Source organism: Blautia faecicola (assembly GCF_004123145.1).
GTDB classification, from domain to species: domain Bacteria; phylum Bacillota; class Clostridia; order Lachnospirales; family Lachnospiraceae; genus Oliverpabstia; species Oliverpabstia faecicola.
The window spans coordinates 2,564,826-2,589,819 of sequence record NZ_SDKC01000001.1 but is presented as its reverse complement, the minus strand read 5'-3'; the positions used below and the strand labels follow the sequence as shown (position 1 = coordinate 2,589,819).

Annotated in this window: 26 protein-coding genes and 2 pseudogenes; 25 read left to right on the top strand and 3 right to left on the bottom strand. The window is 43.1% G+C overall.

All coding sequences use genetic code 11. The features are described 5' to 3' along the window. Positions 1 to 234 precede the first annotated feature (234 nt). The 3 genes from ETP43_RS11635 to ETP43_RS11625 all read left to right on the top strand — a co-directional run bounded on the left by ETP43_RS11635 (position 235) and on the right by ETP43_RS11625 (position 4,794). Entirely contained in the window at positions 235 to 1,308 is a 1,074-nt protein-coding gene (locus tag ETP43_RS11635; RefSeq protein ID WP_129258211.1) for a mandelate racemase/muconate lactonizing enzyme family protein, read from the top strand. Positions 1,309 to 1,464: 156 nt separating this feature from the next. Beyond that, positions 1,465 to 2,640 (top strand): DUF819 family protein, encoded by a 1,176-nt coding sequence (locus tag ETP43_RS11630; RefSeq protein WP_129258209.1) that lies wholly within the window; start codon positions 1,465 to 1,467, stop codon positions 2,638 to 2,640. 60 nt (positions 2,641 to 2,700) lie between these two features. Next, positions 2,701 to 4,794 carry a CocE/NonD family hydrolase gene (locus tag ETP43_RS11625; RefSeq protein ID WP_129258207.1) on the top strand — a complete coding sequence of 698 codons (2,094 nt, stop codon included), beginning with the start codon at positions 2,701 to 2,703 and terminating at the stop codon, positions 4,792 to 4,794. A 330-nt stretch (positions 4,795 to 5,124) separates the two neighbouring features. Here ETP43_RS11625 and ETP43_RS11620 read toward each other — a convergent pair whose 3' ends face one another. Then, positions 5,125 to 6,000, bottom strand: a complete 876-nt coding sequence (locus ETP43_RS11620) for a LysR family transcriptional regulator (protein WP_129258204.1) — start codon at positions 5,998 to 6,000, stop codon at positions 5,125 to 5,127. 100 nt (positions 6,001 to 6,100) lie between these two features. Here ETP43_RS11620 and ETP43_RS18785 point away from each other — a divergent pair. Next, a pseudogene (locus tag ETP43_RS18785) lies at positions 6,101 to 6,283 on the top strand (DUF6783 domain-containing protein); the annotation flags it as partial. Here the strand turns inward: ETP43_RS18785 and ETP43_RS18780 are convergent. After that, positions 6,269 to 6,385, bottom strand: a pseudogene (locus ETP43_RS18780) (DUF6783 domain-containing protein); the annotation flags it as partial. The pseudogenes ETP43_RS18785 and ETP43_RS18780 overlap by 15 nt on opposite strands. A gap of 40 nt (positions 6,386 to 6,425) precedes the next feature. Here ETP43_RS18780 and ETP43_RS11610 point away from each other — a divergent pair. From ETP43_RS11610 to ETP43_RS11600, 3 genes are all read left to right on the top strand, one after another. Beyond that, entirely contained in the window at positions 6,426 to 7,001 is a 576-nt protein-coding gene (locus ETP43_RS11610) for a DapH/DapD/GlmU-related protein (protein WP_129258202.1), read from the top strand. Further along, complete coding sequence (locus ETP43_RS11605; RefSeq protein ID WP_330546521.1) at positions 7,002 to 7,124, top strand: hypothetical protein; 123 nt, start codon at positions 7,002 to 7,004, stop codon at positions 7,122 to 7,124. A gap of 65 nt (positions 7,125 to 7,189) precedes the next feature. Then, positions 7,190 to 7,462 carry a flavodoxin gene (locus ETP43_RS11600; protein ID WP_129258200.1) on the top strand — a complete coding sequence of 91 codons (273 nt, stop codon included), beginning with the start codon at positions 7,190 to 7,192 and terminating at the stop codon, positions 7,460 to 7,462. 307 nt (positions 7,463 to 7,769) lie between these two features. On the opposite strand, the gene ETP43_RS11595 is transcribed toward ETP43_RS11600, so the two are convergent. Further along, positions 7,770 to 8,006: a helix-turn-helix domain-containing protein gene (locus tag ETP43_RS11595; protein WP_005341369.1), complete on the bottom strand. Its 237-nt coding sequence runs from the start codon at positions 8,004 to 8,006 to the stop codon at positions 7,770 to 7,772. A 225-nt stretch (positions 8,007 to 8,231) separates the two neighbouring features. Between ETP43_RS11595 and ETP43_RS11590 the strand changes: the two genes are divergently transcribed. From ETP43_RS11590 to ETP43_RS11505, 18 genes are all read left to right on the top strand, one after another. After that, on the top strand, positions 8,232 to 8,528 hold the full coding sequence (locus ETP43_RS11590) for a hypothetical protein (protein WP_227084812.1): 297 nt from the start codon (positions 8,232 to 8,234) through the stop codon (positions 8,526 to 8,528). A 40-nt stretch (positions 8,529 to 8,568) separates the two neighbouring features. After that, positions 8,569 to 8,901, top strand: a complete 333-nt coding sequence (locus ETP43_RS11585) for a DUF5720 family protein (protein WP_005341391.1) — start codon at positions 8,569 to 8,571, stop codon at positions 8,899 to 8,901. A gap of 187 nt (positions 8,902 to 9,088) precedes the next feature. Beyond that, positions 9,089 to 9,997 (top strand): ParM/StbA family protein, encoded by a 909-nt coding sequence (locus ETP43_RS11580; RefSeq protein WP_158526417.1) that lies wholly within the window; start codon positions 9,089 to 9,091, stop codon positions 9,995 to 9,997. Continuing rightward, entirely contained in the window at positions 9,994 to 10,284 is a 291-nt protein-coding gene (locus tag ETP43_RS11575; RefSeq protein WP_110102373.1) for a plasmid segregation centromere-binding protein ParR, read from the top strand. The genes ETP43_RS11580 and ETP43_RS11575 overlap by 4 nt, the downstream gene beginning before the upstream one ends. 154 nt (positions 10,285 to 10,438) lie before the next feature. Beyond that, entirely contained in the window at positions 10,439 to 11,029 is a 591-nt protein-coding gene (locus tag ETP43_RS11570) for a hypothetical protein (RefSeq protein WP_015513324.1), read from the top strand. A 70-nt stretch (positions 11,030 to 11,099) separates the two neighbouring features. Then, on the top strand, positions 11,100 to 12,395 hold the full coding sequence (gene dcm, locus ETP43_RS11565; RefSeq protein ID WP_129259592.1) for a DNA (cytosine-5-)-methyltransferase: 1,296 nt from the start codon (positions 11,100 to 11,102) through the stop codon (positions 12,393 to 12,395). A 2-nt stretch (positions 12,396 to 12,397) separates the two neighbouring features. Then, positions 12,398 to 13,354, top strand: coding sequence for an amidoligase family protein (locus ETP43_RS11560; RefSeq protein ID WP_006426990.1), 957 nt, complete (start codon positions 12,398 to 12,400; stop codon positions 13,352 to 13,354). Positions 13,355 to 13,366: 12 nt separating this feature from the next. Next, positions 13,367 to 13,849 carry a gamma-glutamylcyclotransferase family protein gene (locus ETP43_RS11555; protein WP_015513326.1) on the top strand — a complete coding sequence of 161 codons (483 nt, stop codon included), beginning with the start codon at positions 13,367 to 13,369 and terminating at the stop codon, positions 13,847 to 13,849. Between the two features lie 74 nt (positions 13,850 to 13,923). After that, a complete protein-coding gene (locus ETP43_RS11550; RefSeq protein WP_129258198.1) occupies positions 13,924 to 18,288 on the top strand; it encodes a SpaA isopeptide-forming pilin-related protein in 4,365 nt (1,454 codons plus the stop codon). 88 nt (positions 18,289 to 18,376) lie between these two features. Further along, complete coding sequence (metK, locus tag ETP43_RS11545; protein ID WP_164979694.1) at positions 18,377 to 19,537, top strand: methionine adenosyltransferase; 1,161 nt, start codon at positions 18,377 to 18,379, stop codon at positions 19,535 to 19,537. Beyond that, complete coding sequence (locus ETP43_RS11540) at positions 19,537 to 20,514, top strand: DUF3991 and TOPRIM domain-containing protein (protein ID WP_110102380.1); 978 nt, start codon at positions 19,537 to 19,539, stop codon at positions 20,512 to 20,514. The genes metK and ETP43_RS11540 overlap by 1 nt, the downstream gene beginning before the upstream one ends. A gap of 6 nt (positions 20,515 to 20,520) precedes the next feature. Next, a complete protein-coding gene (locus ETP43_RS11535; RefSeq protein WP_110102382.1) occupies positions 20,521 to 21,267 on the top strand; it encodes a hypothetical protein in 747 nt (248 codons plus the stop codon). 11 nt (positions 21,268 to 21,278) lie between these two features. Continuing rightward, positions 21,279 to 21,872 (top strand): hypothetical protein, encoded by a 594-nt coding sequence (locus ETP43_RS11530; protein WP_110102472.1) that lies wholly within the window; start codon positions 21,279 to 21,281, stop codon positions 21,870 to 21,872. Positions 21,873 to 21,892: 20 nt separating this feature from the next. Beyond that, positions 21,893 to 22,696: a DNA-methyltransferase gene (locus ETP43_RS11525; RefSeq protein WP_330409188.1), complete on the top strand. Its 804-nt coding sequence runs from the start codon at positions 21,893 to 21,895 to the stop codon at positions 22,694 to 22,696. 81 nt (positions 22,697 to 22,777) lie between these two features. Further along, positions 22,778 to 23,101 carry a DUF7768 domain-containing protein gene (locus tag ETP43_RS11520; RefSeq protein ID WP_015513330.1) on the top strand — a complete coding sequence of 108 codons (324 nt, stop codon included), beginning with the start codon at positions 22,778 to 22,780 and terminating at the stop codon, positions 23,099 to 23,101. A gap of 138 nt (positions 23,102 to 23,239) precedes the next feature. Beyond that, complete coding sequence (locus tag ETP43_RS11515; RefSeq protein WP_117550168.1) at positions 23,240 to 23,416, top strand: DUF3789 domain-containing protein; 177 nt, start codon at positions 23,240 to 23,242, stop codon at positions 23,414 to 23,416. Beyond that, the gene (locus ETP43_RS11510) at positions 23,395 to 23,703 is read left to right on the top strand and encodes a plasmid mobilization protein (RefSeq protein ID WP_015513332.1); all 309 of its coding nucleotides are present in this window, start codon (positions 23,395 to 23,397) and stop codon (positions 23,701 to 23,703) included. The genes ETP43_RS11515 and ETP43_RS11510 overlap by 22 nt, the downstream gene beginning before the upstream one ends. Before the next feature lie 6 nt (positions 23,704 to 23,709). Further along, positions 23,710 to 24,993 (top strand): relaxase/mobilization nuclease domain-containing protein, encoded by a 1,284-nt coding sequence (locus ETP43_RS11505; RefSeq protein ID WP_129258195.1) that lies wholly within the window; start codon positions 23,710 to 23,712, stop codon positions 24,991 to 24,993. Position 24,994: the final 1 nt, after the last annotated feature.

The following is a 24,994-nucleotide window of genomic DNA, read 5'->3' as shown; positions in this document are numbered from 1 at the left end:
TTGTAAATAAACCAGAGTTTGATTTGTTTTATATATATAAAAATATTAAAGTTTACTATTCTCCTATTTGCCTTATTATCTGTTTCGACTTTGGCTTATTTTCACAGATTTATGGAATATTTTTTATGCAAAATCCTTAATTTTGTATTTTGAACGGGAAAAGGTTGACTATATATTTTAGTGAGAGTAAAATTATACTAATTTTAAAATAATTTTACAGTATGGAGGTCTAATATGAAAATTACTGATGTAAAAGTAGAAGTGATTCACATTCCGATGAAGAAGCCGTTCCGTATTGCATTTGCCGTACAGGATCATTCTGTGAATGTTCTGGTAAAAGTTATGACAGATGAGGGAATCTATGGAATCGGAGAGGCAGCTCCGTTTGAACCGGTTACCGGAGAGAACAGTGCAACCGTTCTGGAAGTTCTTAAATTGTTTAAACAGGGTCTGATCGGTATGGATCCGATGAATATTGAGGGAATTCATCTGATGATGGATCGTCTGATTTCCGGCAATACCTCAGCAAAGGCTGCAATCGATATTGCACTGTATGATCTGAAGGGCAAGGTTATGAACCAGCCGCTGTACAAGGTACTGGGCGGATACCGTGACCAGATCGTGACAGATATGACAATCGGTATTGATAAGCCGGAACTGATGGCACAGGAAGCAAAAGAGCGTGTTGAGCGTGATGGATTCCGTATTCTGAAGGTGAAAGCTGGAATTAACCCGGCGGATGATATTCGTGCACTTACTCTGATTCGTGAAGCAGTTGGACCGGATATCCGTCTGCGTGTGGATGCAAACCAGGGATATACTGTAAATGATGCGGTAAGAGTTCTGAAAGAATTCGAAAAAATCGGTGTTGATGCAGTAGAGCAGTGCCTGCCATGGTGGGATATGGACGGTTCCAAGATCCTTCGCCAGAAGGTTGATATGCAGATTATGCTGGATGAATCTATTCATTCTCCGATCGATGCAGCAAGAGCCTGCAAGATGGATGCAGCAGATATTCTGAACATTAAGCTGATGAAGTGCGGTGGTCTGTATCCGGCAGAGAAGATCAATGCAATCGCAGAAGCAAATCATGTAAATTGTATGGTTGGCTGTATGCTGGAGACGAAGGTTGCGATTGCAGCAGGTGTCAGCCTGGTTGCAGCTAAGAGCAATATCACAGAGGCAGATTGCGACAGCTTCATGTATGCAGTAGATCCGGAGATGGGAATGCCGGGTGGCTTCACCATCGAGGGTGGCGTATATACACTGTCTCAGAAACCGGGTCTTGGTCTGGATCTGGATTTCTAATTCGGATAATAAATGCTCCGCGGGGATGCGTTGACCGAAGTCATACGCCGGGCCTCGCGGAGGCTTGAGTTGAATATTACAATAACGAAGAGAATTTTGCTGGGCACATGTGAACAGTTATGCATCTTCATCACTAGAAAGGATTACTTATTATATATGGAAAGCACAACATTATTTTCATCAGAAGGCGCATTGCTTCTGGTTATGTTTCTTATGGTAGCTGCCGGCTTTTGGCTTCAGCGCTTTAAAGTGTTCAAGGTACTTGGGCCGGCTTTAACGGTTATTGTTACCGGTATTGTTCTTTCAAACCTGAAAATTGTACCGGTGTCAAGTCCAACCTATGATGCACTCAGCGGCTATTGTGTTCCGCTGTCTGTTTCTATCTGTCTGCTGAGTCTGGATCTGAGACAGATGAAAAAACTGTTAAACAGAAACTCGATTATTGCACTGGTATCTGCAGCGGCAAGTGTCTGCCTGATGGCATTCCTGTTTGGTGTTTTATTCGCATCCAAGATTGATGAGGGATGGAAGATTGCCGGAATGTTTGTCGGAACCTATACAGGAGGAAGTTCCAACCTGACAGCAATTGCAGTTGGACTTGATGCTTCAAGAGGAACCATTGCGGCTGCTAATGCAGCAGACTATGTAATCGGTATTCCGAGTCTGATTCTTATGTTTGCGGCACCGGCTATCTACAAAAATTCAAAACGGCTGAGAAAGCTGTGGCCGTATGAGATGACAGAGGCAGAGCTGCAGGGCGACGGAGATCATGAAGAACTGATGGCATCCAAGGAATGGTCCATTCAGGAGATCGCATGGCTGTTGGCAATTGGCTTCGGAACCGTATGGGCAGCTACGACCATTGCAGGTATGGTATTTGGACCGGGCTTCCGCAGTGCAGGACGTATTATTCTGATTACGACCTTCTCGATTATCATTGCACAGATTCCGGCAGTACGTAAGCTGCGCGGCAACTTTGACCTGGGACTTTTTGTGGCACTGTTATTCCTGACCACCATTGGATTCGCCGTTGATCTGAAACAGTTCTTCGGATCTACATTCTATATTACCTTATTCTGCTTCTGCGTTATCGTCAGCTGCATTGTACTGCATCTGCTTGTAACGAGACTGTTGAAGGTAAAATTTGAGTATGTTCTTCTTTCTGCTGTGGCATGTATTTCTGACGGCCCGACAGCTGCTCTGATTGCATCAAGTGCACAGTGGAAAACTATGATTACAACCGGTCTTCTGATGGGCGTTCTGGCCGGAGCGATGGGCAACTACCTTGGTATTGCAGTTGCTTATGCTATCCGCGGCATCATCGGAGTATAACAGGAACATAGTAACTGTGTACACATGTGTGCACAGCAGCGAATAGGGAGATGAATCGTTATGAAACTATATCATTTGTATGTATCGGGAATTCTTTATGCGGAACTTGATTTTGATACGCAGCCGATCTCCATTCAAAAACTGGATATTGCATCGGGTAAGCTGCTTCCGTGGGAGACTTTGTCGGAAGAGGACAATGCCTTTTATAAATCATTTACCAAAATTGACTTATTGAAGCTGTCACATCAGCTCCATAGCTATGAACAGAAACTTGTGGGAGACGGGGAAGTCATCGTAGATCTGCCGGAAGGCGCAGAGCGCTATACAAGCAGTAAGGATTCCTGGTATCTGCAGCGTGATGTCAAATTCCCGAATAATAAGCTGGTAGAGAATGGTGAGCTGCTTGCAGTGTGCTGTCCGGCAAGAGAAATGGTTACAGTACTGGTACGGAACGGCGAGGAGGACAGAACGGTTCTTAAAATGTGGAAGAATACCTGGCCGGATGAGAAAATATACGGAGTCAGTCATCTTGGAAGCTTTCCGGTTCCTATGCGGGATGGTATTCATCTGTCAACGGATGTTTATGTGCCGGCTGGGCTGGACGAGAAGGTGCCGGCGGTATTGATTCGTACACCATATGGAAAAGAAGATGGCTGTGAGGTTTACTATCGATACGTACAACGCGGTTATGCAGTCGTAGTTCAGGACGTGCGGGGCCGCAACCTCAGCGAAGGAGAATGGATTCCGAATCACTCTGAGGTGGAAGATGGCGATGATACTCTGAACTGGATTGCAGATCAGTCCTGGTCTTCAGGCAGTGTCGGCATGGTAGGAGGTTCCTACCTGGGATATGTACAGTGGGCAGCAGCAGCTAGCGGAAATCCTCACCTGAAAGCCTTGATCAGCGTCGTATGTGCAGGAAGTGCATTTGTGGATCTGCCGAGAAGAGGCGGCTGTTTTACCTCTGGAATGCTTGCCTGGGGATTTGCTGTTTCTCAGAAAAAATTCCATCCGGAACTGATGGAGCGGGATGACTGGGAAGAAGTATTGAACATTCGCCCGTTAGATCAGCTTGCAGAAAAAGCACTGGGATATCCTGTTCCGTTCCTGGATAAATGGCTGGAAAATTCAGATTATGATGAATTCTGGCACCGTTCCAACTGGAAGGAGCGCTCTGTGCATGCGCAGATCCCGGCTCTCATACAGTCCGGCTGGTTTGATGATAATGGAATGGGAACGACAGAGGCTCTGGAGCTTGTGCATGATTTCCCGGAAGGCATGAGAAAAGTAATTCTAGGTCCGTGGCAGCATAGCGGAAACAGCAAATACGATATGCATGGAGTGTCATTTGGTGACGAGGCTCTGCGCTTTGACTTAGATTTTATCTATTTCCAGTGGTTTGAGCATCATCTGAAGGGCGTAGACAACGGAATTGATAAAACAGCTCCAGTTGAGTATTATACCGTCGGACAGGAAACATGGAAGACAGCTTCCAACTGGCCAATTCCGAAGACCCAGGAAATAGAGATTTACCTGGACAGCTGTGGTCATGCCAACACATCCTCCGGTGATGGAGTTCTTTCCTTTAAACTGCCGGAGAAGGAGAGCCAGGACAGCTATGATTATGATCCTCAGAATCCGTCAACTCATATCATCGATATGTCGGAAAATGAAATCGAGGTTCCGGAGGACTATACAGAGGAGGAGAAACGTCAGGATATGCTGTGTTACTCCACGGATCCGCTGGAGAAGGACGTGGTAATCACAGGCGATATAACCGTGTCTCTTTACATCGCTTCCGATGCACCGGACACGGATTTCATGGTTCGATTAACGGATGTAGATGAAAATGGCCGTTCTATCAAACTGGCAGATGGTATCTTATCTGCGAAGTATCGCAATGGATTTGACCATGCAGACTTCTTAAATCCGGGCGAGGTAGTTCCGCTGACAATCCTCACGACGAAGATTTCCAACTGCTTTAAGAAGGGACATCGAATTCGCGTGACGATTACCTCCAGTGCGAAGAACTTTGTATTCCCGAACAGCAATACAAAAGACGGTTTCAACAGCCAGACAACGGTTGTTGCACATAATACAATCTTCCATGGCGGACAGTATCCGTCCAAGATTACGGTTCGTATGGAGCAGTAAGGCATTTTCGAATTTTGCAAACAGGGTGTCGGTATTTCAAATGTCGGCATCCTGTTTATTTGCAAAAATAGTGTTAAAAAAGGTTGCAGCAAACGGTCACCAGGAAAGATGGATAACAGTTTACAGAAAACAGAATAGAATCGTCTTTGATGCCTCGTTGGGAAACCAACGGGGTATTTTTTTGCCTCTATCAGGCTGAATAGAACGCTAAAAAGGTTAGAGCGAGCAGCAGGTGGTCCTACAAGGACAACCAAAGTGTGCCTACGGAAGAAAATCAGGTCATAAAATCTTATTGTGCAATGGCGGGACCTTCTTGCGAGTAACGAAGATTTAGAAACACAACGGTTTCAGTTCTTCTAAAAACAGCGTCGCCACACGGGAGAACTGCTGGTCTTTTCTCCATATCAGACGCATGGGAGAGACAATAGCAGGTGTGATTGGGCGGAAACAAAGGATGCTGTCTGCGCTGGTGCTTACCAGCTTGTCAAATCCGAGCGCAAGTCCGATACCTTCACGGACGAGAATAGATGCATTAAAAATCAGATCATAGGTGGCAACAATATTTAGGCGAGAATAATTTTTTTGAAGCCACTGCGGCATTTCGTTGGTTGCACCTTGTCTGGAGACAATAAGCGGAAGCCCCAGCAGATCTTCCAGTGCTATGGATTGTTTCGATACAAGGGGGTTGTCTTTTCGCATAAGCAAGCCCCAAGTATCTTTCACAGGAAGCTCCAGATACGAGTACTTGGACACATCAATATTTTGAACAACAAACGCAAAGTCAAGCAGACCTTTATCCAAGCGTTCGCATACGGTTTCAGCATTTCCACTGTATAAATGAAAATGAAGATTGGCATGTTTTTTCAGTAGTTGTCCGGCAGTTTTGGCAAGCAGAGAGATGCCGTCGGATTCTGCACAGCCAAGATACAGGTCTCCGCCGTTAAACTGGTTCATAGAAGCAAATTCAGCAGTTGTCTGGTCTGCCATCTCAAGAATATCTAAAGCTCGTTTATAGAGAATTTCGCCTTCCGGAGTCAGATGGATATTGTAATTTCCCCGGATGAACAGTTTCTGACCAAGTTCCTCTTCCAACTCTTTTATTTGTTTTGACAGTGTAGGCTGTGTAACATGAAGTTTTTCAGCCGCTTTTGTCATGCTTCCTTCTCTGGCTGATGTGGCAAAATAGCGTAATACTCGTAATTCCAATTTGAAAGTCTCCCTTCTTTGATATCCTGATTGTACATCAAACGGATATTCCTTTCAAGAATAACCAGATATAAATTATAGCAATTTGATATTTACCTTGATGAAAATTATAATTAACTCAGTCAGAGCTGGACTCCAGCTTAAGTTAATTTGCTCCGCGAGGATGCGCACAGATTCGACAAGGAAATATATCAGCATAGGCTTCCCCGAATCTAGAGCGTGTCTGAAAAATCATTTCCGCAATCTGCAAGCCCCACTTTGCGGGAGATTTTACCCTCATTCGGTTGCCGTAGCCCGCTACGCCGCCCTCATTCGGATAAAATCTCCCACAAACTGAGACTCGCAGCTCACGAAAAGCCTTTTTCAGACACGCTCTAGCGTGCAAGACTCGTGAGCGAGTCTTGATTCAGCGAGGTGAAAATGAAATGGAACTGAACGAATTTTTGAAATACATGGAGAGTGGAGCTGAGATTGAGGCAGGTTCAGAGGCACATTTATGTATGCACAAGTTATCGCAGGAGGCAATACGGCTGACCACAGAGTTAAATGGAAGCTACCATACAAACGAAGAAATTGTTGAAATTATGTGTGAAATCACGGGAAGAAGGGTGGATGAAACATTTTCCCTGTTTCCGCCGTTTTATACAGATTGCGGAAAGAATTTGAAGATGGGGAAAAAAGTGTTCTTCAATGCGGGTGTCAAGATTCAGGATCAGGGCGGCGTCACAATCGATGACGGAGCATTGATTGGACATAATGTGGTGATTGCTACGCTAGACCACAGTCTTAATCCAAAGCATCGGGGCAATCTGATTCCTGCACCAATCCATATAGGAAAAAATGTCTGGATAGGTGCCAATGCAACCATTTGTAAAGGTGTCACGATCGGAGATGGTGCAGTGATTGCTGCGGGTGCTGTCGTAACCAAGGATGTACCGGCATGTACCGTCTATGGGGGTGTGCCTGCAAGATTTATCAAAAATATTCAGGAGAATGTGTAAATGAAGATGAAAACAGAGGAACTGATGATCATTCCGGATGCTGTTCACACGGATTTATACGATAATGCGAATGTGATTCCTTTTGAGAAGATTGCAGCGTTTTTTGAAGAATATTTGAAATAAGGAGCAGCTTGAACTGGATTATATGCTGCATCAAATAGAAAAAGTAAATGGAGGTAATGAGTAAAATGGAAAAAGTATTAGTTGCTTATTTTAGTGCCAGCGGAACAACCGCTCAGAAGGCAAAAGAAATTGCAAAGGCAGTCGGAAGTGATCTTTATGAAATCAGACCGGAAGTACCTTACGCAAGCGATGATTTGGAATGGATGAATAAGAATTCCCGCAGTTCCGTGGAGATGAATGATAAGGCTTTTCGTCCGGCATTGGCAAATAAGGATGCGCATATTGAGGATTACGATGTGATCCTGTTAGGCTTCCCTAAAATGGAGTACAGTTTATAGTAGTGTATAGCGTGTACCAAGTTATAATTATGGGGTTGAAAATAACAGTATACACAGATAATGTGGAAAAATGTGTATGACGTTTATATAGAAAATAACATTGAAAAAGAAATTCAAGAATGGGTAAATTCATTAAATTTAAAATAGAATAATAATTACATGAGTGACAGAAGATAAGAATCTGAATTCCCTGTCACTTTTATATTATTTGATAAGAAAAAAGAACTGGTTTATATCCGATAAGAATATAGACTGGTTCTTATTTTTAATATGCTATTATATACACAGGGAGTCGGGGAATGTCGAACTATAGCAAGCCGGAAAAGAAAGCATTGATATCGGTATGAAAGAGTTTTGCAAGTGCAACTAATTCAGATGCCTTAATGTTCATGCGATTTGTTTCCAGTTTGGCATAGGTACTTTTGGTGATGGAGATACCCATAAGATTTAATTTTGCAACTACTTGGTCTTGAGTCATATTGTTTTTATATCGAATTGCTTGGATATTTTTACCAATATCCATATCTGGTCTAATCTTTTGCATAATGATGAACTCCCCTTATAAAATAAAAAGTTTCGTAATACAGAAACATATATATTGATTCTAAAGAATTTAAATTTTATAATGTTTCGTAATAAGGAATTATTTTTAACAGGAAGAGGTAAAAGTATAATGGATGTGGAGATGGAAAAGAGAAAATTTTTAAATCTATGTGGCAAAAGAGATCGAGCATTATTGTCAGGTGAAAAAAGAATGACATTGGGGGATATGGAACGATTGACATATCTGACAGAATTTTTTGAACTGGAGAACTATGGAATCGCCTTATGGAAAGAATTTGGTGATGATGTAAAAGAGCCATTTGAAGCGATGATGAAAATGTTAGATGAGCCGGAGTGCATAGAAGATCGATGGCTTGATGACGAAGCAAAAGGGGAAAAGTGGTTGTTAGAATTTCAGGAACTGGCATTAACGGAAGAATACAGGGAATGGATTCGAAATTATATCGATAAAAAATATGAAGAAAGAGGATTACCATATCCGACAGGAGCAGACTTCGATTAAGAGGTCTGCTTTTTTCTGGTCTTTTGGGAGGTGATAAGAGGTGGAAGTAAGTATTTATGAACTCTTGGCGGCAGCAAGAGAATCGGCTAAATCTGATTATATAAAAGGGGACAGCATTTTGTGTGAGAAGAGATTTCATCCAGATACCCATTACATGGTAGAAATAGAACTGCTGAAAAATGATAACAAGCTGGGAAAAAAGGGCAATTATATACGGAAGTTTTTGACAGAACCGGAGTATCTTCCCATTTTACAAAAGCAGGAAAAACATCTCATAAAAATAAAAAGACAGGCAATTGTTCAAAAAGGAAACTTGCGATATATCCCTCCCCCGGACAGGCTGGACCGCCGCCGGGAGAGGGATCTTTTATAACCGGCTGGGAAGGAACAGTAGTGTTCCTCTGGCGATAGTGGTATAAAAAAGCCAGATTTTCCGCAGGTTTTGGGACGCTGGAACATAGAAAAGTGTTCACGAATGGCACTTTTGCAACGATCCGTTGCAGCAGTGACAACATTTTTGACCTTACGTTAAACAGAAAAAATGAAAGGATGTGATTGCGATAATCATAGGAATTGATCATGGCTATTATGCCATTAAAACAAGACAAGTGTCTTTCCCAAGTGGAATTATTGGGTATGATTACGAGCCGTATACCATGCAGAATGTTCTGCAATATCAAGGAAAGTATTATGTCTGCGGTACGGGAAGACAGACGCTGGTAAAAAATAAAACGTCAAATGATAATTATTATCTGCTGACGTTGGCAGCCATTGCAGAAGAAATCAAGCATCGGAAAGCGGAACGAAAGACAGAGGTAATTCTGGCTGTTGGACTTCCGCTTTCAAGTTTTGGAAGAGAGAAACAGGGATTCAGGGAGTATCTGTTGCGGAAAGAGCAGCCAGTGCGATTTTTATATGAAAGTGAGTTATATGAGATAACAATAAAAGATGTGAAACTGTTCCCACAGGGATACTCTGCGCTTGCTCTGCATCCAGAGTATCTGAAGAATGAACCGTCTGTTCTGCTTGTTGATATTGGTGGCTGGACCGTTGACCTTATGAGGCTGGACAATGCTGTTCCGAATGCAGCAACGTGCAGAAGTCTGGAACTTGGAGTAATCCGATGTATTGATGAGACAGCAGAACAAGTGCGTAGAAATACCGGACTGTCTGTGACAGAAACTCAAATTGAGCGTGTGCTTCGGGGAGAATCTTGCAGTATGGCAGAAGAGGCCAGACGGATCATACAGGAAAACGGACGGAAATATATAGAAAGAATACTGTCTGCGGTGACAGAATCCGGGTTTGATCTCCGGGCAGTACCCACCGTATTTATGGGGGGAGGCTCTGCAATTTTAAAACGCCACGTGACCACACAGGACGCGATTTGCCGCCCCGTTTTTATAGAGGACGTCCATGCCAACGCAACAGGGTATGAACGGATTGTACAGCAGATGTGGGCGAGATGACACGCCCTGTGTATTCGTTCCGCCCGAATCTGAAAAAACCAGAACACCAAAGGGCATGGGAGAAATTTCAAAGTGTTCCAGAAGGGCAGAAAAGCCAGTATCTGGTTCAGGCAATTCTGGAAAAAGAGGATCGAAAATGGCTGGAAGAAGTCATTCAAAAGACGATAAAAGAAAGTGTTCGAGAATTAGGAATATGTGGCACTACGGAACAATCGACAACGAACCCATCATCGGAAGAAATACCAGATCAGATGATGGATTTTCTATCTCAAATGGAAAATTTGTAAAGGGGGTGAGGCCTATGATTGCACGATACATACATTGTTGGATCTGCTAGGGGTAAGGCATAAAATGCATCGTTATCTTTGGTGGGTATTGTGAATAGCTTTCCATGCGGCTTTGGAGTATGTTGTGTGTAGCGAAAGAGAAAGGAGAAAGGTTATGGCAGAAATGAAAAATATCTGCGGAAAGATCCCGATGGACTTACATGAGAAAGTAAGAGAAGAGATTGAACTCACAGAAAGCAGCACACAAAAATTTTTACAACAGGTCATTGAAGAACATTTCAACAGACTGGAAGGAAAAGGAGAAATAAGCATGGGAGCAGTAAGAACAGTAGCAGTACAGGTATCAGAGGAATTATTCCAGAGATTAAAAGTAGTCATCGGAAAGAAACACATGAAACAGAAAGACTTCTTAATTCAGATTATAGAAGAAGCACTGGAAAAGGCAGAGGCCGAATGGCAAAGCAAAGATCAGCCTGAAGAATCCGAACAGACAATTGGAGAATTGGGAACAGAAGAAACACAACCGGAAGAAAGCACTGAGCCGGAAAGGGACAGCGAACCAGAAGAGGAAAGCGAACCAGATGGAGAGAGCGAACCGAAAGAGGAAAACGAACCAGAAGGGGAGAGTGAACCGAAAGAGGAAAACGAACCAGAAGGGGACAGCGAACCGGAAGAGGAAACTGAACCAGAAAGAGAAACTGATCTGGAAGAAGAAACCAAAACAGAAGAACCAACAGAATGGTAACCAATTGATACAGAATAACGAAGGGCGGTATGAGAAATCATGCCGCCTGTTTTTATCAGCAAAAAGGAGGTTGATAGCCGCAACCATTCAATTTTTTGATCTCTTTAGCGGAATCGGGGGATTCCGTGAAGGCTTAAGACGGGCAGGAAACTTTGTCTGTGTCGGACATTGCGAGGTGGATACTTATGCGGATAAGAACTACCGATTGCTGTTTGACACAGAAGGGGAGTGGTATTGTAGTGATGCAAGAACAATTGAACCAGAACGAATGCCAGATTTTGATTTACTCTGTGCAGGATTTCCTTGCCAGGCATTCTCTATCGCCGGAAAGCGAGAAGGATTTGCTGACGCAAGAGGAACTCTCTTTTTTGAAATTGCCCGGATTCTTGAAGCTAAAAGACCATCGTATTTTATCCTTGAAAATGTTCCCGGTTTGTTATCGCATGACAAAGGCCGGACGTTTTGCACCATCCTCAGTACGCTTTCTGAACTGGGGTATCATGTCGAATGGAAAGTGCTTAACAGCAAGGATTTCGGAGTCCCCCAAGCAAGAAAGCGGGTGTATATTGTCGGATATCTTGATTTCCGATGTGCCGGAAAAGTATTACCTGAACCAGAAACAAATGGAGCAGCTCTTGTTCAAATCCGGGCAGGAAGTCAGGGAAAAAGAGTCTACAGTCCAAAAGGATTAAGCTGTACCCTGACATCACAAGCCGGAGGAATGGGTGGAAAGACAGGATTATATGATGTGGGTGTTCCAATTAAAGAAAATACAAAGCTCGGCTACAAACTTGCAAGAGAGGGTGACAGCATCGATTTAAGCTATGCGAATCTCAACAGCAGGAGAGGAAGAGTCGGACATCAGATAGCACACACCCTGACTACAGGTATCCAACAGGGAACACTTCATTTTGTAGATTTGTCTCCGCCACCACTGGTAACTGAAGAATGCAGAAGCCTTAATACCCGACAATGTGGAATCCATAAATACAAAGGAGAATGTTCCGGCGTATTAAGTGAAGAAGGGGCAAGAGCAGTCCTTACACCAGCCAAAGAAAATGTCCGTCAGAACGGCAGACGCATGAAAGAACCAGAAGAACCGATGTTTACAATTACTGCAACCGATCGTCATGGCATCTTGTATCACGGAAGAATAAGAAGATTAGTTCCAAGGGAATGTCTGCGACTGCAGGGGTATTATGATTGGCAAATAAATAAAATCATAGACAGCACTTCTGATGCACAGCTTTATAAACAGGCTGGAAACGGAGTAACTGTCAATGTTATCGAGGCAATTGGCAGATTGTTACAAAAGGCAGACTCCGAACTCAACACACAGGAAGTGTCTGAGAAAGGAATCCATTAGGCATGATCGGTATAAAAGACCAATACTTTGGCACAGAAATCGAGATGACAGGAATTACCAGACAACGTGCTGCAGAAGTTGTTGCTGAAATGTTTGGAACAGAAGCATATTATGACGGCACTACTTATGGAGTCTGGTCAGTGATAGATTTGGAAGGAAAAAAGTGGAAATTTATGTCTGATGGGAGCATTTATACACAACGAAAAGTATACGGTCGAATTGTAGACGCAGGTGGAGAATATTCAACAGAAATGGTATCTCCGAAATTATCCTATGATGAAATGGGTAAGTTACAGGAAGTAGTACGATGTCTGCGACAGCATGGCGGTTTTGTAAATGAGTCCTGTGGTCAGCATGTTCATGTAGATGCATCGAATCATACACCGCAGAGTCTGAAAAATGCACTGACAATTATGTATGCAAAGGAAGATATTCTGTTCAAAGCACTGAAAGTGCAGGAGAGAAGAGCAAATAGTTATTGTCAGAGGGTGCGACCGGAGGTATTGGAGAAAATCCGAAAAATACCAAATAAATCAATCACAATGGACCGAGTAAGAAATGTCTGGTATGGAGGCAGGGATGGAAGTCATACCCATTATGATCATACCCGTTATTATGCTCTGAATCTTCATGCTGTGTTTTCAAAAGGAACTTTGGAATGGCGCTGTTTTGAAAGCACACTTCATGCAGGAAAGGTAAGAGCAAATATTACTCTGGCATTAGCCATTTCCGCACAGGCGATCAATCAGAGATCGACACAGATGAAAAAGACACTGATATCAGAAAATCCAGCATTTACATTTCGTACATTTTTATTGAGACTTGGGTTAATTGGAGACGAATATAAAAATGTCCGAAAACATTTGCTGGCAAATCTGGATGGTGATCTTGCGTGGAGATATGATAAAAGCACGTATGAGTGTTTGAAGAAAAATCAAAGGACAGAAGGAGTCAGATAGAGGTGAGAAAAAATGGAAGATAGATATTACTTCGCTTATGGCAGCAACATGAATCTGGAGCAGATGAAGTACAGGTGTCCGGCTGCGGAAGTTGTGGAAAATGTCCGGCTTGAAGATTATCGGCTGGCATTTCGAGGAAAGGCTCCGGGTAACGGAGTAGCAACGGTACTGCCGGAAAAGGGAAGCTGTGTCGAAGGAGTTTTATGGAAAATCACAGAAGCGTGTGAGAAGAGTCTGGATTTCTATGAAGGATTCCCAAGTTTTTATGGGAAAGAATCGATTCAGGTAAAAAATCAGGATGGAGTGGAGAAAGAGGTGTTTGTATATATGATGAACGCTCCGCACAAAGATGTTCCGGCAAGACCATCGAAGTTTTATCTGGATGGAATTCTGGAAGGATATAAGGATAACCAGATTCCAACAGATTCTGTCATGAAAGCGGTGAAGCGTACCAGACAGGAAGTGAAAAAAGAAAAAAATCGATATACAAGATAAAACGTACCGCAGAGGAAACATCTTCTGCGGTATTTAATTAAAAAAATCTATTTATAATTAGGAAGGAAAAGCACATGAAGGTTAGAAAATTAAAGACCAGAATAGCTGCTTTTGGACTGGCTGTCCTGATGGGCATCAGTACCTTGAGCAGTGTAAATGCGTTTGCGGTCGAACAGACAGGCTCGGAACAGCAGACGGAAGTACAGGCGGTAACAAGCCAGAAAGATACATCGGTTACAGCAGATGATATCACAAAAGCGGTTTCGGATGAAACATTTGCGGTGGAAACCTGTATGGAAGGAATCCATTATGATGCAGAAAAAGAAGATGTTACGCTTGTAAGTATCAAAGATGAGAATGGTGGAGAGTATCATTCTGACAAAGCAGGAACATATATTGCCACTTATATGGTCGTTCCAAAAGATAAGAGTGACAGCTATACCATCACCCGGAAAGTGACTCTGACGGATACAGAAGGTCAGGCACATTCTGAAGAAAATGGTGGAGAGAAACAGAAGTCAGATACAGAATCTGAAGATGATTCGGATTCGCCTGTGCAGAACTACACAGATGTAGAAATTGAAACATCCGAAGAAGATGCATCTGCACAGGCAGTCAAAGAACTGAAAGAGGACATCGAAGAGGGAAATGTGATGGTATTGTCTGCGGCTGAAAGAGCTACAAGCAGCGGTTCCACAGTTACATTGACAAAGGGGAGAACTATTTATTATCCAAGTTATATTGGAAATTATCTTACTTGCCTGTTTACAGTCAATGGGAAAATTGCATACTGCCTTCAGTCCCAGAAAGCATCCCCACCGAGTGGAAGTTATGTAGCACAGGTACTGGACAGCAATAAAAATCTACAGAAAGTCCTTTATTATGGTTATGGCGGGGCAGGAGATCTGACAGGAAGTTATCTGTCTGGAAAAACGGAAGATGAAAAGTATGTGTATACACACATTGCAGCCAGCTACGCTTATGCAGGAGAAGCCGGATTTACAGGGTGTAATTATAATGACCTTGTAAATGCAGGGGTTATCGCATATATCAATTATCTGTTTGGACAGGAAGAACCGCCAAAAGGTGAACTGAGCCTTTCAAGCACAAAGCTGAATGCAGTACGGGATGGAAACATCCAGAAAACACCAAATATCACACTGTCTGGAGATCACAGAAACTATGTGACATTGAGTGTACCGGAAAATGTGACAGCACATAATCTTTCCAAAGGAACAAGTGTTACAAATGGAAAAATCCAGATTTATGGTGGAGATACATTCTATCTGTCTGCGGATTTATTACTGACAGGCAGTTATGCTTCCGGCAACTTATATGGTTCTGTCGGAAAGACATGGAGAACACTGGTGCTGACAACCGGAAATTCCAAGCAGGATATCGGTGTATTTGAAAGTGAAACAGCAGCTCCGGTAAGTTTTAGTGTACAGTGGCTGAATATGACACGCATTGAACTTATGAAGAAAGATGTCAATACACAGAATCTACTGTCAGGAGCAGTTTATGGTATTTATACTGATAAGAAGTGTGAAAACCTGCTGATGACAATGTCAGCAACCGGAAGAGATGGAAAAGCAGTCAGCGATTATTTTGATTCTGCACTGAAAACTGTGTATGTAAAAGAGATCACTGCTCCGACAGGATATAAACTGAATACAGAAGTATATAAAGTAGATGTTGCAGCCGGAAAGACATTGAATGTAACAGCAACAGATGAGAGAGTCACCGGAAAAGTAAAAATCGCAAAGATCGATAAAGAAACACTTGCATTTAAAGCGCAGGGGGACAGTGCTCTTCGTGGTGCGGTGTATGGTCTTTATGCCAAAGAGGACATCGTGCATCCGGATGGCACAACAGGAGTTCTGTATAAACAGGACAGCCTGATTGCACAGGGAGTCATCGGAGATGACGGAACACTGGAATTTTCAGAATTATACCTTGGAGAAATGTATCTAAAAGAAATCACTCCACCGGAAGGATATACACTGGATACTACCAAATATGAGGTATCAGTAACTTATGAAGGTCAGGATGTTGCCGAAGTGACAAGAGACCTTACGGTAAAAGAGCAGGTAAAGAAACAGGCATTCCAGTTAATCAAAATCAGTGAAGATGGAGAGCAGACAGAAACGGACCTGGTTGCAGGAGCAAGATTTAAGGTATATCTGATCAGCGACCTGACACAGGTGAAAAATGGGAAACTGAAACCGTCCAATGGAGAAAGCTATACAGCAAGTGATTTCAAGAATTATGACTTCAGCAAAGAGCAGGTTGCAGTTACTTATGAGAATGGAACCGCCGTACCAGTACCGGAACTGATCACTGATACCAAAGGATATGCAGTCAGCCCGGAACTGCCGTATGGAAGTTATGTTGTAGTGGAAAGCACTACCCCGGAGAATCTGAAAACCATTGATCCATTTGTTGTAAATGTGGAAAATGACAGCAGAGAACCAATGCAGTGGAGAGTATTTGATGACCGTCCGTTTGAATTTTTGTTGAAAATCGTAAAGAAGGATGCACAGACTGGAAATACGGTTTTAAAGGCCGGAGCCTCTTATAAGATTTACGATGTGACAAATAAGAAATATGTGGAACAGGTTGTTCAGTATCCGAAGAAAGAAAAGATCAGTGTATTCAAAACAAATGAGGAAGGATATCTGATCACACCGCAGGAACTGAAGTGCGCTACCTATCGAATCGAAGAAGTAAAAGCACCGGAAGGATTTGTAAGACAGGGAAGCGAAGAGTCCCTGTATGATGGAACAACGATTATTTCACCATTAGAGCAGACTACAAAAGGAACATATAAAGAAAATCCACAGAATGGTATTGTAATTACAGTATCCTCAAACACTGCACATCAGATTGATCCGGATACAGGAGCTGCGATTGTAGAAGTAGAACAGAAAAATGACGAACAGGTAGGAAGCCTGCTCCTGACGAAAAAGGGAGAACAGCTTACCGAAGTAACCGGAGATTCTGTTCTGGCAAAAGTAAAAGCACTGGTTTCTAAAGTAAGAAATACCGTATCTGGTAAAGAAGAAACAGGTATTTATAAAGGCTTTAAATATGAAGAAACCGGAGTAGAAGGTGCTGAATTCGAAGTATATGCCAAAGATACCATCTATTCACCGGACGGAGCAAAGGACGAAGAAGGAAATCCAGTTGTTCGTTATGAGAAAGATGATCTGGTAGCCAAACTGACTACAGATGAAAATGGAACAGCAGTTATCAACAATCTGCCACTGGGAACGTATTATCTGAAAGAAGTTGTAGCAGGAGAGAATTTTGTCCTAAATACAGAACAGAAAGAATTTACCCTGACAGCAGAGGATGATACACAGGCAGTTGTTTATGAAGGCGTTACCTATAAAAATGAAAGACAGAGAGTTTTCGTATCAGTAGAAAAGAAAGATTCTGTCACAGGCGAAAAGCTGGAAGGTGTTATTTTTGGACTGTATGCTGCAGAAGATATTCTTTCTAATCAGGGAGAGGTTCTCGTAGAGAAAGATACCTTGCTGGAAAAGAAAGCAACGGATGCAAAGGGAACACTTACTTTCGACAGTGATCTTCCACATGGAAAATACTATGTCAAAGAGGAAGTCAGAAAAGCTGGATATCTTCCAAATGAGGAAGTATGGAATGTAGATGCAACTTACGAAAATCAGAATCTTGCAAAGATTGAACTGAACAAAGAAGTTGAGAATCAGCCGACAGAAACACGCATTACAAAAACAGATGCAACTACCGGAAATGAGCTGGAAGGAGCCAAACTGCAGGTCATTGATAAAGACGGAAATGTTGTGGAAGAATGGGTAAGCAGTAAGGAAGAACATGTCATTTACGGACTGCCGGAAGGAAGTTATACCTTACATGAGGAACTGGCTCCTTATGAAGATGGCTATGTGTCTGCCAGCGATGTGATGTTTGAAGTCAAAGAAGATGGCAGTGTGACAAAGGTTGAGATGAAAGATGAATATTCCAAAGTGGAAATTTCAAAAACAGACCTTACAACCGGAAAAGAACTGGAAGGGGCAAAGCTTCAGATTATCCGCAAAGACGGAACTGTTCTGGAAGAGTGGATTACAGATGGAAAACCACATTCCGTTGAAAAACTCCCAGTCAATGAAGAACTTACTCTGCGTGAGATCACAGCACCGGATGGTTACGAGATTGCGGAAGATGTCACATTTACATTGAAAGATACAATGGAAGTCCAGAAAGTAGAAATGAAAGATGCCAGAACACCGGAGAAAACAACAGAAAAAACAAATGCACCAAAAACAGGTGATAACCAGAAAATATGGGCGTTTGTTCTGCTTGCACTGGCATCTGCTGGAACAGCTACAGGAGTGACTGTATACCGCAGAAAGAAGTCAAAAATGACAGACAACAAAAAAGAAACAGAAGAAAAATAAAATAAAAATTACAGGATAAACCAATCTGACAGGGCAGGAGATGTGCATAAAGCAGCTTCTGCCCTGTCTGTATATAAGGAGAAGAATGATGAGACGTTTTTATACAGCAGAATCAGTAACAGAAGGACACCCAGACAAAGTATGCGATCAGATAGCAGATGCAATCTTAGATGAATGTCTGCGTTACGATCCATCTTCGAGAGTGGCGTGTGAAGTCCTTGCTACAAGAGGAAATGTGTTTGTAGCAGGAGAAATCACCAGCGGATATGAACCACCAGTGTTTGATGTGATCCGAAAAGTTTTAGAAGAGTGTGGGTATTGTACAGATGGGATAGAAATGGATACGTTTGTACACCAGCAGAGTCCAGATATTGCGAAAGCAGTGAGTGTGTCGAAAGAATTTCGGGATAATATTGGTGCAAAGATAAGAGACAGAAGCAGGGGAGCTGGAGATCAGGGTGTTATGGTCGGATATGCGTGCGATGAGACTCCGCAGCTTATGCCAATGCCGACTGTTCTGGCACACCGGATCACACGTGAACTTTCGGCTTGCAGAAGAAGCGGATATATCAAAGATATCTTTTCTGATGGAAAAGCACAGGTAACCGTAGAATATGAAGATGGAAAACCAGTGAGACTGGAAAGTGTTGTTGTTTCCTGCCAGCATGGTGCAGAAAAGAGCCTGAAGAAGTTAGATGCCGAGATTAGAGAGAAAGTGCTTCGCTCAGCACTCAGATTACTGCCGCCGGATGAGGATACGAAGATTCTGATTAATCCGTCAGGAAAATTTGTGTGTGGAGGGTTTGATGCAGATACCGGACTGACGGGGAGAAAGCTGATGGTGGATACTTATGGCAGTATGATTCCGCATGGCGGCGGTGCATTTTCGGGAAAGGACTGTTCGAAAGTAGACCGTTCGGCGGCTTATATGGCAAGGTATATCGCCAAAAATATAGTAGCTGCTGAGTTTGCAAGCAAGTGTCAGGTGTCTCTGGCTTATGCAATCGGAGTAGCAGAACCGGTTATGATTGAGGTAGATACCTTTGGTACAGGAAAAGTGTGTGCAGATGATTGTCTGGCGGCAGCAATCCCACTGGTGTTTGGAGTGACACCCGTTCAGATCATGGAATCCCTTCGATTGAATCGTCCGATTTTCCGGCAGACGGCAGTTTTTGGTCATTTTGGAAGAAAGGAGTTTCCTTGGGAGCGGACAGATAAGGTACTGGCTCTTCAGGATACGATTCTGTAATGCCTTGGGTAACAGAAGAAGAGATTCAGGCAGCAAAAAATATGACTGCGTATGAGTATTTGCGAACACATCAGGCACAGAGACTGCAAAAGACAAGAACCAGAAATGAATGGCAGTTGACGGACCATGACAGTTTTAAAATCAATGAATTGTCGAGTAAATGGCATTGGAAATCCAGAGATATCGGGGGAGTGTCTGCACTGCGGTTCCTGATTGAAGTGGATGGAATGAAATTTACAGATGCTGTAAAACTGCTGTGCGAAGAGAGTCCGTCTTTTATTCCGACACAGTCTGCCGAAAAGGAAAAACCACTATTTAAACTGCCGGAGAGATATTGTAATTGCAGACGAATCAGGGCTTATTTAAACCACAGAGGAATCAGCGATGAAGTGATCACATATTGTATTTCACATGAAATCCTTTATGAAAGTGTCCCGTACCATAACGCAGTTTTTGTTGGGAAAGATGAATCCAGAAAAGCAAGATATGCATTCCTGCGAGGAATCTATGAAAAAAACGGGAAGGGATTCAAGATGGAGCAGACCGGGAGTGAAAAAAAGTACAGCTTTTGCATTCCACCTGAAAGAGAAACAAAGCGAGTTGCCGTATATGAAGCGTGTATTGATGCATTGGCACACATGACACTGGAAGAAGGAAAGAGGGATAAATATCGTCTTTCCCTTGGGGGAATCGCTGCTCCGAAAGAAAACGCACTGATACAGAGTGAACGTTTTAAAAAGCCGCCGGACGCACTGGAAGAGTTTCTGAAGAACCATCCGGAAATCAAAGAAATTGAAATATGCACCGATAATGACTTTGCCGGGAGATGGGCGAAAGAACAGATGAAAAAACATTACGAGGGAACGTATCAGATTATCTGCAATCTGCCGGAAAAAGAAGGGGAAGATTATGCAGACCTTGCGAAAGAAAAAAAGCAGGCAAATAAATGCAGGGACAGACCATTGGAAAGAAGGTGATAGAGAATGGAAGAAAAAGGAACGATGCACGTACATCTGTTGACGGAGCTGACTGGAAATCTTTATTCAGAAGAATCCGAATGGGAAGAAGATTGGTCGGAGAGTGATGAATATGGAATGCCGTTAGATGGAACAGAACTTGCCGATTATGAAGAAGTCATCCGAGAAGAACTGGAACGTTATGGGGAAGATGATCTCATGCAGTATTTTGATGGAAGTGAGTCCATTCAGGGAAAGATACAAAGTGCAGTTGTTACGATAGAAAACAAAGACGGAATCCTGTACGGCTGTACCAAACTGGAATTAAATGAATTTTTAAGTCAGGAAGAGCTACAGGAATTCACCGAATACATTACAGGACAGTACAGTGACGGTTGGGGTGAAGGATTTGAGCAGAGGGATATAAAGGTGGATGGTGGAACGCTGAATGTGCATTTTTGGCATCCAGATATGGAACAGCCGAAAATGTATGAAAAGAAAACAGAGCAGATTCCGACAAAGCCTGAGAAACAACGTCCCAAGTTACAGTTCCTTGGACATGATGGGAATATTTTTTCCATTATGGGCGATGCCTCAACTCTTTTGAAAAAGAATAAACAGACAGCAGAAGCAAAAGAAATGTGTAAAAGGGTATTGGAAAGTGGGGACTATTACAAAGCACTTTTGATTATCAGCGAATATGTGGAAACTGAGTTGAGTCCACCACCAAAAGAAAATAGGAAGGCAAAGAAGAAACAGCAGCCGGAACGGTGAAAGGAGAGAACGTGAGTAAGTATAAGATTACAGAGATTGAACATCCGAAATATCCATGGCTCCATCGAATACAGGCGGTGTCAGATGTGAATGAGAAAGTACCAAAAGGAACACTGGGCGGTTTTATAGAGAATGAAAACAATCTGTCACAGGAAGGGACTTGCTGGATTTATGATGATGCAATCTGTTGTGAAAACGGTGAGGTAAAGGAAGAGGCTGCACTTTATGATGGCAGTCTGGTCAGAGGTTATGCTGTTGTTACCGGAGATACTACTTTTTATGACAGAGCAGTTGCGAAGAGAGACTGTTATATCTGTGGCGGTGAGATAAAGGAAAATGCGGTAATCAGTGGAAAAGCATTTATTGATACGGTAGGAGTAAATGCACCTGTTATCGGTGGAGAAAGCCATGTGTATGGAGAAGTAAGAGGAAATATCTATATCAAAGGGGATATTTTCCCTTGGGATATATTTAATAACCACACAAAAGATATGTTCTTATATGAAAATGGAAAGTGGAGTGCTTTTTCTGTTCCTGAGAAACTGAAACCGCCACAGTCCTACCAGAAAAGACAAACAAAGAAGAAAAATCAGCCGGAACGCTGAGAAAAGAAAGGATGATGCCTATGACAAATGGCCTGAGTTTGGAAGAACTTATGAAAGAGGGAACATACCCAGAGGAATATGCTGAAGGGGAAAACTGGAAAATATTACATGGAGATACATTAAAACTGGTCAAAGCATTCCAGCCGGGAATCTTTGATGCAGTCATTACCGATCCACCGTATGCGTCCGGTGGAACAAAGCAGAATGAAAGAAATCGTACTACAAACCAGAAATACAGCAGTATGAGTGCTGCAAATGCACTTCCGGATTTTGATGGGGACAATAAAGATCAGAGATCATGGACACACTGGATGGCTGAGTGGCTTTACGATGTGCGGAAAGCCTGCAAGAAAGGAGCTCCGATCTGTCTGTTCATTGACTGGCGTCAGTATCCATCAATTACCGATGCATTGCAGTGGGCAGGATGGATTTGGCGAGGAACAGCGGTGTGGGATAAGGGAAACTCCCGTCCACAGAAAGGCCGTTTCCGCCAGCAGGCTGAATACATTGTGTGGGGCAGTAATGGACCGATGCCAATCAACCGTCCGGTATCTTGTCTGCCGGGAGTCTTCCGATATGGAAATCCGCAGAACCGGATTCATGTGACAGAGAAGCCGTTGCAGCTTATGAAAGATGTCATCCAGATTTGCGAACCGGGAGGTCTGATCCTGGACCCGTTTGCCGGAGCAGGAACGACTGTCCTTGCAGCGGTTATGACAGGCTATCGTGCAGTAGGAATTGAGGTAACAGATTCCTACTACAAACTGGGAAGTGACAGAGTGAGAATTGCATTAGAAGCAGAGCAGAAAGAGGATGAAAAGTAGCCGGGATGTCCAATTGGACATCTTGTTTTTTATAGAGAAAATACTTGGCATCCAACTGGATGCAGGAAGGAGATGGAGCGTATGGAACAGGCGCTGGCTTATGTGTGCTGTTCAGCAGAAGAAAGTCGGGTAAAAGTGCAGAAATATTGCAGAAAAATCTATGAACTTGGGTATGTACCAATCTGTCCGAGATTTGTATTCTCACCATTTTTGGAAGAATCCGATGCAGAAGATATGCAGGGATATGGAAGAATGTCCCATATCCTTTTGCGGAGATGCCGGATGGTAGTCGTATGTGGGAAAGAAGTGACAGGAACAATGAATACCGAAATCAGTATGGCAGACAGACTCCATATCATTTGTACGACACTTGATGGACTGGTACAGATAAAAGAATCAAAATAAATCGGAATCGAGTTAATCCGGTACTACAGAAACTGGTGGTACTCGTTTTGCAAGCATAGCGTTTGGATATCCAAATGCACTTTGGGGAGAACCCCAATCCCCCGGACACAGACGGAAATGGAAAGGAAGGATCAAGTCATGTTAAGAAACGGAGTAATGATTGTAATCGCATTGATGAGCGGAGGATTTATAGGAGTGGTAGTAACCTGTTGTATGGTTACGGCGAAAAAATCCGATGAGGAACTTGGCGGTATGATGAAAGAGGAAGAGAAAAAAGAAGGGACGGTGATGCAATGCGAAAACGAAACCATGTGATCCCTGTACGGCTTAACGCAAGGGAAGTCAGGGAACTGAATGAGCAGGTCGAAAGAAGCGGTCTGAGCAGGGAAGAGTTTATGCGTTCGTTGATTTTGGGAGCGCAGGTACATGCCAAACCCTGCGAGCATCACCCCGAATTGCTCCGAAAAATTGCAGGCTTATGCAACAATGCCAATCAGCTTGCCCATGTTGCCAATGCTTCTGGAATGGCAAGTGAGCAGAGCATTCAGGAAATGCTGCGTCTTACCAAAGAAACATGGCATCTGGTAAAGGAAGAGTGGTAATGCCGGATGGCTTATACAAGTGTTATCCCCGTCCACCGCCTGGACCGTTCTATCGAATATGTAAAAGATAAAGAAAAAACCACACAGAAAGCAGACTCTCTGGAGGCTGCCATTGATTATGCCATGAACCGGACAAAGACGGAACAGGCGGTCTTCGAAGATACCATCGGATGTACCAATGAAAATGCGTATGCAGATATGGTGGCAACAAAAAAGAGATTCCATAAGACGGGCGGTGTGGAAGGATACCATTTGGTACAGAGTTTTGCAGAAGGTGAGGTGACACCGGAACTGGCACATCTCATCGGACAGGAACTGGCAGACCGACTCTTAAAGGGACAGTATGAAGTTGTTATCACAACGCATCTGAATACCAGACATTATCATAACCACATTGTCTGGAACTCTGTGAGCATGGCAGACGGGCGTAAGTACCACAGCAATGCAAAGAGTTATTATACGGAGATCCGGAAGATCTCCGATGAGCTGTGCAGAAAATATGGTCTGTCTATCATTGAATCCGACCAGAAAAAATCAATCCCTTATGTACAGTGGAAAGCGGAACAGGAAGGGAAACCGACATGGAGAAGTGCGATCCGTCTGGATATCAGGGAGTCTGTACAGGAAAGCTACTCCTGGTCACAATTCTTAAAAGAAATGGAAAAGCGTGGATACACATGGAAACTGAACCGGAAATATGTCGCTTTAAAGGCTCCGGGGATGGAACGGTACATCCGGCTACGGTCTCTTGGAAAAAACTATTCCGAAGAGGAGATCCGTGGACAAATCTTACAGCCAAAAGTAAAACGCATCTATCAAAAGACGGTGCAGATTCCTCCAAAGAGGAAACTGACCGGGATACAGGCATTATATTATTCTTATCTATATCAGATGGGAGTACTGCCAAAAAGACCGAGAAGAAGTCCGTATGCCGTCAGAGAGGATATCCGGAAACTGGATCAGAGGATCGAACAGATTGAGTTTTTAATGAAACATGACATTACGACCAGAGAACAGCTTTCCACATACCGTGAGCCGTTGCAAAAGCAGATTTCAGAACTGATGAAGGAACGCAGAAAGCTCTATCGGAATGGCAGCGAAGACAGCAGAAAAGTACGGTTATCCGAAATCAATGAGGAATTAAAAAATCTCCGAAAAGAAGTCCGTATGACCGTCCGGATTGAAAAGCATTCATTGGAAATCGAAGAAAGACTTCGAAAGGCAGAGGAACAAAACCAGAATGAGAAACGTGTGGAACACAAAGAAAAAGAAAGTCAGGAGGTGAGATAAG